Origin of the sequence: Mesorhizobium sp. M2A.F.Ca.ET.037.01.1.1, assembly GCF_003998075.1 — a bacterium.
GTDB lineage: Bacteria > Pseudomonadota > Alphaproteobacteria > Rhizobiales > Rhizobiaceae > Mesorhizobium.
Window position 1 is genome coordinate 1 of sequence record NZ_RZSA01000107.1, and the last position, 10727, is coordinate 10727.

The 10727-nt window shown below is 64.6% G+C and carries 10 protein-coding genes and 1 pseudogene; 5 read left to right on the forward strand and 6 right to left on the reverse strand.

Annotated elements, in window-relative coordinates; genetic code table 11:
• From EOA27_RS08135 to yihA, 3 genes are all read left to right on the forward strand, one after another.
• Positions 1 to 220 (forward strand): hypothetical protein (locus EOA27_RS08135; protein ID WP_127255884.1); only part of this gene is annotated, 220 nt, incomplete at its 5' end.
• Between the two features lie 143 nt (positions 221 to 363).
• Positions 364 to 1002, forward strand: a complete 639-nt coding sequence (locus EOA27_RS08140) for a CatB-related O-acetyltransferase (RefSeq protein ID WP_126080185.1) — start codon at positions 364 to 366, stop codon at positions 1000 to 1002.
• Between the two features lie 26 nt (positions 1003 to 1028).
• A complete protein-coding gene (gene yihA / locus EOA27_RS08145) occupies positions 1029 to 1670 on the forward strand; it encodes a ribosome biogenesis GTP-binding protein YihA/YsxC (RefSeq protein ID WP_126083623.1) in 642 nt (213 codons plus the stop codon).
• A 31-nt stretch (positions 1671 to 1701) separates the two neighbouring features.
• On the opposite strand, the pseudogene EOA27_RS08150 reads toward yihA, so the two are convergent.
• Together EOA27_RS08150 and EOA27_RS08155 are read right to left on the reverse strand one after the other, a co-directional pair.
• Positions 1702 to 4121, reverse strand: a pseudogene (locus tag EOA27_RS08150) (DNA translocase FtsK).
• Between the two features lie 197 nt (positions 4122 to 4318).
• Positions 4319 to 5017 carry a TetR/AcrR family transcriptional regulator gene (locus tag EOA27_RS08155; RefSeq protein WP_189343303.1) on the reverse strand — a complete coding sequence of 233 codons (699 nt, stop codon included), beginning with the start codon at positions 5015 to 5017 and terminating at the stop codon, positions 4319 to 4321.
• A 131-nt stretch (positions 5018 to 5148) separates the two neighbouring features.
• Here EOA27_RS08155 and EOA27_RS08160 point away from each other — a divergent pair, with 131 nt between their 5' ends.
• Positions 5149 to 6342, forward strand: a complete 1194-nt coding sequence (locus tag EOA27_RS08160; protein ID WP_127255886.1) for an HlyD family secretion protein — start codon at positions 5149 to 5151, stop codon at positions 6340 to 6342.
• Between the two features lie 148 nt (positions 6343 to 6490).
• On the forward strand, positions 6491 to 8074 hold the full coding sequence (locus EOA27_RS08165; protein ID WP_245467362.1) for a DHA2 family efflux MFS transporter permease subunit: 1584 nt from the start codon (positions 6491 to 6493) through the stop codon (positions 8072 to 8074).
• 305 nt (positions 8075 to 8379) lie between these two features.
• Here the strand turns inward: EOA27_RS08165 and msrB are convergent, their stop codons facing one another.
• From msrB to EOA27_RS08190, 4 genes are all read right to left on the reverse strand, one after another.
• The gene (gene msrB, locus EOA27_RS08175; RefSeq protein ID WP_126080180.1) at positions 8380 to 8883 is read right to left on the reverse strand and encodes a peptide-methionine (R)-S-oxide reductase MsrB; all 504 of its coding nucleotides are present in this window, start codon (positions 8881 to 8883) and stop codon (positions 8380 to 8382) included.
• A 200-nt stretch (positions 8884 to 9083) separates the two neighbouring features.
• Positions 9084 to 9638, reverse strand: coding sequence for a fasciclin domain-containing protein (locus tag EOA27_RS08180; RefSeq protein ID WP_126080179.1), 555 nt, complete (start codon positions 9636 to 9638; stop codon positions 9084 to 9086).
• A 215-nt stretch (positions 9639 to 9853) separates the two neighbouring features.
• Entirely contained in the window at positions 9854 to 10576 is a 723-nt protein-coding gene (locus EOA27_RS08185; RefSeq protein ID WP_126080178.1) for an anti-sigma factor, read from the reverse strand.
• On the reverse strand, positions 10573 to 10727 hold a 155-nt coding region (locus EOA27_RS08190; RefSeq protein WP_281059401.1), incomplete at its 5' end, for a sigma factor-like helix-turn-helix DNA-binding protein. The genes EOA27_RS08190 and EOA27_RS08185, both read right to left, overlap by 4 nt.

Genomic DNA, 10727 nt, shown 5'->3' on the forward strand with positions numbered 1-10727 from the left:
GCTGGGCGGCGCGCAGCTCAACTGCAGCCACGTGCAACCCAAGGCGCCGCCGCAATTCTGCACCTTCAGCTGGGCACTGCACACGATGACCAGCGACCAGAAAATCGTCGAAGGCAGCTTCTCGCTGCCGCCCGGCGCGTCGAACGTCCAGGTCTATCAGGGCAGCGGATTCGACAGCGCCCTTTCCAACCCGATCGTGATCTGCCGCGGCAATCATTGAACAGTTGTGCCGGGGCCGGATCACGTTAGTTTGATCGGACGTTGACCGCGCCGGAACGCATTGTCTTTCTGTTTTTACGCAATTCCGGACGGAAAAACCGCTCACACTTTTCCTGGAATTGCTCTAGCCACGGAGGGACCGCGATGACCGGACCCAATCCCAACATCAAGCATCCGATCGCGACGTATCCGCGCGTCGGCTTCCTGAAGGGGCTGGTGACGTCGCCCAACATCGAGATCGGCGACTTCACCTACTATGACGATCCCGATGGTCCCGACAAATTCGCCCAGAAATGCGTGCTGCACCACTATGACTTCATCGGTGACCGGCTGGTGATCGGCAAGTTCTGCGCCATCGCGGAAGGCGCGCGCTTCATCATGAACGGCGCCAACCATGCCATGTCCGGCTTCTCGACCTATCCGTTCAACATCTTCGGCCACGGCTGGGAGGAAGGGTTCGATCCTGAGACCTGGTCGAAGGAGATCCGCGGCGACACGAACGTCGAAAATGACGTGTGGATCGGCATGGATGCGGTGACCATGCCGGGCGTCAGGATCGGCAATGGCGCCATCGTTGCGGCGAAATCGGTTGTCACACACGACGTGGCGCCTTATGCGATCGTCGCCGGCAATCCGGCAAGGACAGTGAAGATGCGCTTCGACGAATTCACGGTGCGGCGGCTTTTGAAGGCGGCCTGGTGGGACTGGCCGGTCGACAAGATCAGCCGCAATCTCAACGCTATCCGCGGCGTCGACATTGCAAGACTGGAGGCAGCGGCTTGAGCGCACCCGACACGAAAAGCGACAAGATGGCGGTTGATCCGGAGCTGTTCACCCGCGGCTGGATCTTCATCCGCGGCGTGCCATCGATGAAGTTCCTGCCGCCGGAAGGCCCGCCGGAGATCGCCTTCGCCGGCCGCTCCAATGTCGGCAAGTCGTCGCTGATCAACGCGCTGGTCGGACACAAGGGCCTGGCGCGCACCTCGAACACGGCGGGGCGCACGCAGGAGCTCAACTATTTCGTGCCGGACGGGTTCTCCGGCGAAGGCGCCGACCTGCCGCCGATGGCGCTGGTCGACATGCCCGGCTACGGCTATGCCAGCGCGCCGAAGGACAAGGTCGATGAGTGGACGAAGCTCATCTATGAATATCTGCAGGGCCGCGTGACGCTGAAGCGCGTCTATGTGCTGATCGACGCGCGCCACGGCATCAAGGCCAAGGACGAGGAAGTGCTGACCCTGCTCGACAAGGCGGCAGTGTCCTACCAGGTGGTGCTGACCAAGACCGACAAGATCAAGGCCGCCGGCGTGCCGAGGCTGATCGAGGAGACGCTGGCCAAGATCAAGAAGCGGCCGGCCGCTTTTCCCGTGGTCCTGGCGACATCATCGGAAAAAGCCTCGGGTCTCGACGAGTTGCGCGCCGCGATCGTGCTGGTGGCGAACGGCGGCTGACGCCGTCCGCCTGAGGCCGATCAGCCGCGAATCACTCCGTCTCTTCGCGTTCGGGCTCGCGATCGCGCCGGCCGGTGAGGATCTCGCGCTTGCCGACATGGTTGGGGGCGCCGACCAGACCTTCCTTCTCCATGCGCTCGACCAGCGAGGCGGCGCGGTTGTAGCCGACGCCGAGGCGCCGCTGGATGTAGGAGGTCGAGCATTTCTTGTCGCGCTTGACCACCTTGACCGCTTCCTCAAAGAGCGCATCGCCATCCTCCTCGGCGATCGCGCTCTTGTCGAAGACCGGGCCGGCATCGGCCGCCTCTTCAGCCTCCTCTTCGTCGGCGGTGACGGTGTCGAGATATTCAGGACGCCCCTGCGCTTTCAGATGCGCCACGACATGCTCGACCTCGAGATCGGAAACGAAAGGACCGTGCACGCGCGAAATGCGTCCGCCGCCGGCCATGTGCAGCATGTCGCCCTGGCCGAGCAGCTGTTCGGCGCCCTGCTCGCCCAGGATCGTGCGGCTGTCGATCTTGGACGTAACCTGGAAGGAGATGCGGGTGGGGAAATTGGCCTTGATCGTGCCGGTGATGACGTCGACCGAGGGGCGCTGCGTAGCCATGATCAGGTGGATGCCCGCGGCGCGCGCCATCTGCGCCAGTCGCTGGATGGCGCCTTCGATCTCCTTGCCGGCCACCATCATCAGGTCGGCCATCTCGTCGACGATGATGACGATATAGGGCATCGGCGCGAGGTCGATCACGCGTTCCTCGAACAGCGGCTCGCCGGTGCCCTTCTCGAAACCTGTCTGCACCCGCATGGTCACGACCTCGCCCTTGTCGCGGGCGCTTGCCGCGCGCTGGTTGTAGCCGTCGATGTTGCGCACGCCGAGGCGCGCCATCTTGCGGTAGCGGTCCTCCATCTCGCGCACCGCCCATTTGAGCGCCGTGACCGCCTTCTTGGGATCGGTGACGACCGGCGTCAGAAGGTGCGGGATGCCGTCATAGACGGAGAGTTCCAGCATCTTGGGATCGACCATGATGAGGCGGCATTCCTCCGGCTTCATTCGGTAGAGTAGCGACAGGATCATGGTGTTGATGGCGACCGACTTGCCGGAACCGGTGGTGCCCGCCACCAACAGATGCGGCATCTTGGCGAGCTCTGCGATGACCGGTTCGCCGCCGATCGTCTTGCCGAGGCCGAGCGCCAGCTTGCAGGAGGTGTTGCGGAAACCGGCCGATCCATCAGCTCGCGGAAATAGACCGTTTCGCGCGTCTCATTGGGCAATTCGATGCCGATCACATTGCGGCCCGGCACCACGGCGACGCGCGCCGAGATCGCCGACATCGAGCGGGCGATGTCGTCGGCAAGGCCGATGACGCGGCTGGATTTCACGCCCGGCGCCGGCTCGAACTCATAGAGTGTGACGACCGGACCCGGCCGGACATGGATGATCTCGCCTTTGACGCCGAAATCCTCCAGCACGCTCTCGAGCAGATCGGCATTCTGCTCCATGCGCTCCTGCGACATGTAGAAGCCCTGGCCTTCCGGCGGCATCTGCAGGAGCTCCTCGGAGGGAAGCTCATAGCCGACGGAAGCCGGCAACGGCACGACCTCGCCGGCAATGGGCAAGGAGGGTGCCTGCCTCGCCATCCTTGCGCTTGCCGGTGCCGGAGTCGTGATGGCCTCGGCAGGTATCGGCTGGGCGGCCACTTGGGACGGCGTCGGCGCCGGAGCAGGGCTTATATCCGCCGCGTTGGAGCGCCACTCGATGACCCGATAGAGTGATGTCGCCTCGCCCATGAAGGCGGCGCGAGGCGGCATCGGTCGCGCCGCCGGCGCCGGCATCGGCCTGACGGGCGGCGACACTGGCACTGCGGAGGCCTGGCCCGCTTCATTCAGGCGCGTCCGCGCCAGGCGCTCGGCGAGGAAGGGCATGCCGAATTCGAAGAAGGCGTGATCGGAAAGATAGGACCAGCGCAGTCCGCTCGGGCGCGGCTTTTGTGCCGGAGCGGCGGTGGGCTGGAGCGGCGCAGCGGGAGCGACGGGCGTGGCGGCGGAAGGCGCGATGACCGGTTTCGCTTGCGCCGGCGCCGCGGCTCGAGCCGCAGGAATCGTCCGAACTGAATTGGCTGGCGGCGGAGCCGGCGGTGCAGGCCGGACGGGCTCGCGGGCCGGTGTCCTGGCCGGCGCGGCATCTTCCTGCGGGGCGGCTCGCCGGGCGAGATCGGTGTCCGGTGTGCGGGTGAACCGCACATTGGGCGCAAGGAAAAAATAGTCCTGCCAAGCCGGGCGGCTGAACTCGCCATCGTCCGATTCGCTCGCCGGCGCGACGCGCAACGCGACCACCTGCCCAGTTTGCGTCTGCGGAACCCCGCTCCGGCGCCCGTCCGCGCCGTGATCGTCGTCGCCCTGATAAGCGGAAGCGCCGGAAAGATTGGCACGGGGAAAGCGCATGGATGTCATACTCGAGACTCGCCGATTGAACGTCCCCCGAGACATAGGAAGCGATGGTTAACAGGTCCTTCCGAATGCGCGTGCCGGAGGGATGCCTACCAATATTTTCAGAGGGGTCGGGGGGACGATCGCGACGAGCGTCACAAGACACGGCGAGGCCTCCCAGCCTTGCTTCGCACGCTTTGGGATTCACATGCCCGGAGTGGTCAGGCCGATTGCAGCGCCTTTTCCTCGGCGAGGAATTTTTCCGTGCCGTAGGCCTTGAGGAAGACGTCGACGCCGGATTTCACGATACGCTCGATCTCGGCCTGGGTCGGCGCCTTGGTGCGGTAGGAAAAGATGCACTGGCGAAACAGGCCGGCGAGGCAAAGCTCGGTGAACTGATAGGCGGCAACGTCGACATCGTCGATCTTGAGCAGGCCGCGTTCAATGGCTTCATTGAGGAAAGCCATGACCTTGTCATGGCCCCGCTTCGGGCCGCGCTCGTAGAAACGCGCGCCGAGCTCGGGAATCCGGTCGGCGGCGCCGACGACGGTGCGCTGGGCCTGGATGACCTTGGCCGAAGTGATCTTGATCGAAAGCGCCATGCCGAACTTCACCAGCGTCTTGCGCAGGTCCTCGAAATGATCGAGCACCTCATACAAGTTCTTGAAGATGGTGCCGCGTTCTTCCTCGATGAGAGCCTCGAACAGCTCTTCCTTGTTTTCGAAATAGACGTAGATCGTGCCCTTGGAGACGCCGGCCTCGCGCGTGATGTCGTTCATCGAGGCGGCCTCGAAGCCTTTGTCTATGAAGACGCGGCGGGCGCCTTCGATGATCTGGGCGCGCTTGACTGGGTCCTGCCCGGCTGCCGGCCGGCCCTTGCGTAAGTCGAGCAGATCGCTATCGGCTGTCGTGTCGACCATGGAAGTCATTCCTTGAAAATATTTCGAACCACTCGGTTCGATTTCCTCTTGATATGGTCCTCTTTCCGCGCTATGTCAATCACCAATTCGAACCGAACGGTTCAGTATGACTGACATCCAGAGAGATACCCATGTCCTCCAACGCGCCCGCCACCGCCGAAGTCCGCACGTTTCCCAACGCCAAGGTCCAACCGTCGACCGAGGCTCCGGAAATCCCTGTCCAGCCCGCCGCCCCGGTTGCCGCGCCCGCGGGTGAAGCACCCGCCAAGAAGAAGCGTTCGGTGCGCTCTTTCCTTTTGCCGGTCATCGGCCTCGCCCTGCTCGGCGCCGGTTCCTACTATGGCTATAACTACTGGACCGACGGCCGGTTCATGATCTCCACCGACGACGCCTATGTCCAGGCCGACATGTCGTTCGTGTCGCCGAAAATCTCCGGTTATATCGACAAGGTGCTGGTGAGCGAGAACCAGCAGGTCAAGGCCGGCGATCCGCTGTTCGTCATCGACAATGGCGACTACAGAATAGCCGTCGCCCAGGCCGAAGCGCAGATCGCCACGCTGGCGAAGACGCTCGACCGCATCGACGCGCAGACCAAGGCCGCGCAGGCCTCGCTGTCGCAGGCCGAGGCGCAGAAGGTCGCCGACCAGGCCGCCGCCGACAATGCCGGCCGCGCCCAGGTGCGCGCCGCGCAACTGCTCAAGACCCATGTCGGCACGCAGGCGCAGCTCGACGACGCCCAGACCGCGCTCGACCAGGCCAAGGCGGCGCTTGTCGGCGCCGATGCGCAGATCGCCGCGGCGCAGGCCAATATCGGCGTTCTGAAAGCCCAGCGCGCGGAATCGGCCTCGACGCTCGCCTCGCTGCAGCTCACCCGCGACAAGGCCCAGCGCGACCTCTCCTTCACCGTGCTGAAGGCGCCCTATGACGGCGTCGTCGGCAACCGCTCGGTCGAGCAGGGCGACCTCGTCAGCCCCGGCCAGAAGCTTGCCGTCGTCGTGCCGATGGACAAGCTCTACATCGTCGGCAACTTCAAGGAGACGCAGCTCGGCCGCATGGTGCCCGGCGAGAAGGTCCGCATCACCGTCGACGCGATCGACGGCCAGAGCTTCGAAGGCACGGTCTCCTCGCTGGCGCCGGCTTCGGGCGCGGTGTTCTCGCTGTTGCCGCCGGAAAACGCCACCGGCAACTTCACCAAAGTGGTGCAGCGCGTGCCCGTGCGCATCGACGTGCCGGCCGACGTCTTGAAGACCGGCAAGCTGCGCGCCGGCCTCAGCGTCGTCGTCGCCGTCGACAGCCGTACCGCGCCGGCCTCGACGACCAACTGATTGGGGGGCGGTTCGGTGGCCAATCGAGCGCCGAGCCGCCCAGCCTGCTTTATCCGTTTCGACGCAATTCCGGAGCGCCACGCGCTTGTCTTCGAGAATTGCTTAAGGAGGCCATGACATGGCAACCGCAACCATCACCGCAGGATCAATGCCCGCACGTCCGGCAGCCGCCGCGCCGGCCCTGCCCGCGGACCATATGCCGGTGCGCCGCGTCATCGCCTTCCTGGCGATGGTGTTCGGCATGTTCATGGCGATCCTCGACATCCAAATCGTCTCGGCATCGCTGTCGGAAATCCAGGCCGGGCTCAGCGCCAGCTCCGATGAGATCCCGTGGGTGCAGACCGCCTATCTGATCGCCGAGGTGGTGATGATCCCGCTGTCGGGCTTCCTCAGCCGCATGCTGTCGACGCGCGTGCTGTTTACCGCCGCGGCCGCCGGCTTCACCGCTGCCAGCGCGCTGGCAGCGACGGCCACCAATATCGACCAGATGATCGTCTACCGCGCCATCCAGGGTTTCATCGGCGGCGGCATGATCCCCAGCGTGTTCGCAGCCGCCTTCACCATCTTCCCGCCTTCCAAGCGCGCCGTCGTCTCGCCGATGATCGGCCTGGTGGCGACGCTGGCGCCGACGATCGGCCCGACGGTCGGCGGCTATATCAGCCATGCCATGTCCTGGCACTGGCTGTTCCTGATCAATGTCGTGCCCGGCATTTTGGTGGCGACTGCCGCCTGGGCGCTGATCGATTTCGACAAGCCCAACCTGAAGCTGTTCTCCAAGTTCGACTGGTGGGGCCTGGCCGGCATGGCCGCCTTCCTCGGCTGCATGGAATATGTGCTGGAGGAAGGCCCGAACCATGACTGGCTGCAGGAGCCGGCCGTGTTTGCCTGCGCCATCATCATGACCATAGGCGGCGTCATCTTCTTCTGGCGCGTCTTCACCGCCGAGGAGCCGATCGTCGACCTGAGGGCCTTCAGCAACATCAACTTCGCCTTCGGTTCGCTGTTCTCCTTCGTCGTCGGCATCGGCCTTTACGGGCTCACCTACCTCTATCCGGTGTTCCTGGGACGCATCCGCGGCTACGATTCGATGATGATCGGCGAGGCGCTGTTCGTCAGCGGCCTGGCGATGTTCTTCACCGCGCCGGTCGCCGGCATCCTGTCGAACAAGATCGATCTCAGGCTGATGATGATGATCGGCTTCGCCGGCTTCGCCACCGGCACCTGGTGGATGACGCATCTCACCGCCGACTGGGATTTCTACGAACTCTTGATCCCGCAGATCCTGCGCGGCTGCTCGATGATGCTGTGCATGGTGCCGATCAACAACATCGCGCTCGGCACTTTGCCGCCGGAACGGCTGAAGAATGCGTCCGGCCTATTCAACCTGACCCGCAATCTCGGCGGTGCCGTGGGCCTCGCGCTGATCAACACGGTGCTGATCGACCGCAACGCTTTCCACTATGCGCGGCTTGCCGAGCATGTGCAGTGGGGCAGCCAGGCCGCACAGACCAAGCTGCAGAACATGACGCTGAACTTCGAGCAGACCGCGGGCCTCGACGCGGGCAGCGCGGCGATGTCGAAACTGTCGGGCATGGTGCACCAGCAGGCGGCGCTCTTGTCCTTCATGGACGTGTTCATGATGCTGACCGTGCTGTTCGCCTCGCTTGGATTCTTCGTGCTGTTCATCAACAAGCCGGCCCAGCAGGGCGGCGGTGGCGGCGGAGGCCATTGAGGAGCCGGAACCCCCGCCTGGTCTCCTCAACATGTGACCCCGGAAATCGGCGACGATTTCCGGGGTCATTCTTTTTGGAGAAATCGCATAGGGCGCTCCCCCTCACCCAGCCTCCGCTTCACTCGGCTGACCATTCCGGGGCGAGCCACGGATCTCGCCCGTCCTTCGGACCCCCGAGGGGAGAGGAGACTGTCGGCGCCGGCGCCAATCTCTTCTCCCCTGGGGGAGAAGGTGGCCGCGAAGCGGCCGGATGAGGGGGCGGCGCTACCCTATGCGATTGAGCTGTGTTGGCGCCGGGGGACCGCTCAAGCCGCGGCCGGCTTGAAGCTCAGCGCCACGCCGTTGATGCAATGGCGCAGGCCTGTGGGCGCCGGGCCATCGTCGAAGACATGGCCGAGATGACCGCCGCAGCGGCGGCAATGCACCTCGGTGCGCGTCATGCCGAGTGAATTGTCCACGGTCTTGCCGATGGAGTTGGCGATCTCCTGCCAGAAGCTCGGCCAGCCGGTGCCGGAATCGAATTTCGTCTCCGACGAATAGACCGGCAGGTCACAGCCGGCGCAGGCGAAGATACCCTTGCGATGCTCGTTGAGCAGCGGACTGGTGCCGGGATATTCCGTGCCCTGCTTGCGCAGCACGTCGAAAGCCTCGTCCGAAAGAATGGCGTGCCATTCGGCGTCGGTCTTGGTGACCTCGAACGTTTCGGCGGCGAGATCGGGTTTCGGTCCGCCGGCGCGCAGCATCGCTGCGGATCCGACGATGAGAGCGGTGGCGGCCGCCCCGCTCCAGAGAAAATCGCGACGGTTCATGGCCGTTCCTCCTGACGCATTTTGCCAAGATAGAGCCCGGCCCGGAAATCAAAAGCCGGTGACGCCCCATCCGTTCGTCTTGGTGATGCAGTTCCGCGCCGCCCTTGCGGGACGGCGCGGAGCACACCCTTGCCGGCGGCGCGGATCTTGGATGTCGCGGCCGGCGCTCAGCCATGTCTTCGCCGGCCAGGCCCGCTTCGTTACATCTTCGGCAAGAGAACCTTGTCGATGACGTGGATGACGCCGTTCGACTGGCGGACATCGGCGATGGTGACGTGGGCGACATTGCCGTTCTCGTCGGTGACGGTGACCTTGCCCTTCTCGGCTTTCAGCGTCAGCTCGCAGCCGCCGACGGTCTTGACCTGGTGGGCGCCGCCATCGGCCTTCGCCATCTTGGCCACGTCGGCGGCCAAGGCCTTGGCGGCGACGACATGGCAGGTCAGCACCTTGGTCAACTTGTCCTTGTTCTCGGGCTTGAGCAGCGTGTCGACCGTGCCGGCGGGCAGCGCCGCGAAGGCTTCGTTGGTCGGCGCGAAGACGGTGAACGGACCGGCGCCCTGCAGCGTGTCGACCAGGCCGGCAGCCTTGACGGCGGCGACCAGCGTGGTGTGGTCCTTCGAATTGACGGCGTTCTCGATGATGTTCTTCTTGGCGTACATCGGCGCGCCGCCGACCATCGGATTGGCATAGGCAGCGGCGCCGAGCGCGGAAAGGCCGAGCGTAGAGGCGAGCAAAAGGGTGGCGAGTTTACGCATTGTGTCAGTCTCCTCGGGTTGTTTTTCCCATTCTTGGGAACGTGAGGAGATACGGGTGCGCCGAAAATCTAGTTTCACGCCCGTCGCAAGATTTTTTCTTCATGCGGTTTATTTGATCCGCGCCGCTCATGACGTCGGCAGACTTTCCCTGCCTTCGGCAGAAATAGGATAAACTGCGATTGGTCTTTATAGGCGTGATTATGCCGAAGCGGGGATCAGATGCCCTTCAGGTCACCCGCGGCGACGACAGGGCCGGTCGGCTGGCCGGTCGGCGAACCGCCCGAAGGCTCGAGGCTGACGGCGAGCACGGCGCCCTGCGCCAGCTTCTGCTGGACAGCCGGGGTAACGGCCATGCGCGCGGTCTGGCCGGTGGGGATAACGCCCATCGAGACCGGCGCGTTCTTGCCTTCGATCATCCACAGCTCGAAGTCCTTGCCGGCGGCGTGATCGCCGGAGACCAGCGACAGGCCGACCTCATGGCGGGCGGCGTCATAGACGGCGAGGTATTTGACGTTGCTGTTGTCGGCGGCCAGCGACGCGACCAGCCTGGTTCCGGGCGGCTGAACCGGCGGATTGACGTAAGGCAGGGCGGCATAGACAGCGAGGGCGGCAATGGCCGCGACGGCGAGGCCGCGCCAGAAGGCAAGGCTTGTCCACAGGCTGCCAATGGGCGCGCCGGATGTGGAAGCCGTCGACGCGAAGAGGCGCCGGTCGATCGCCACCTTGACCGACGCCGGCGGCTCGACCGCGGCATAGGCGGCGGCCATCGGCGCGAAATGGACCTCCCAGGCATCGACCAGGCGGGCGAACGCCGTCTCGGTGTCGATGCGGCGGGACGCGATCTGCCGTTCGTCGGCTGGCAGAACGCCGAGAACGTATTCGGCGGCGAGCAGGTCGTCGCCTCCGCGTTCCGGTCCGTTGTCTTCCGCCAGTGTCATCTTTCCAGGCATTCCCTCAGTTTGAGCAGGCTTCGCCGCAGCCAGGTCCGCATCGTGTTCAGCGGAACCTTGAAGCGCTCCGCCAGCTCGGCATAGCTTTCGCCGTTCAAATAGGCGCCCCGGACGGCCGCCGCCCGGTCTTCTTCAAGTT

Coding starts and splice junctions, on each gene's coding strand:
- EOA27_RS08155 (WP_189343303.1), bottom strand. CDS start 5,017: ATGGTCGACACGACAGCCGATAGCGATCTGCTCGACTTACGCAAGGGC.
- EOA27_RS08165 (WP_245467362.1), top strand. CDS start 6,491: ATGCCCGCACGTCCGGCAGCCGCCGCGCCGGCCCTGCCCGCGGACCAT.
- yihA (WP_126083623.1), top strand. CDS start 1,029: ATGGCGGTTGATCCGGAGCTGTTCACCCGCGGCTGGATCTTCATCCGC.
- EOA27_RS08140 (WP_126080185.1), top strand. CDS start 364: ATGACCGGACCCAATCCCAACATCAAGCATCCGATCGCGACGTATCCG.
- EOA27_RS08180 (WP_126080179.1), bottom strand. CDS start 9,638: ATGCGTAAACTCGCCACCCTTTTGCTCGCCTCTACGCTCGGCCTTTCC.
- EOA27_RS08160 (WP_127255886.1), top strand. CDS start 5,149: ATGTCCTCCAACGCGCCCGCCACCGCCGAAGTCCGCACGTTTCCCAAC.
- msrB (WP_126080180.1), bottom strand. CDS start 8,883: ATGAACCGTCGCGATTTTCTCTGGAGCGGGGCGGCCGCCACCGCTCTC.
- EOA27_RS08185 (WP_126080178.1), bottom strand. CDS start 10,576: ATGACACTGGCGGAAGACAACGGACCGGAACGCGGAGGCGACGACCTG.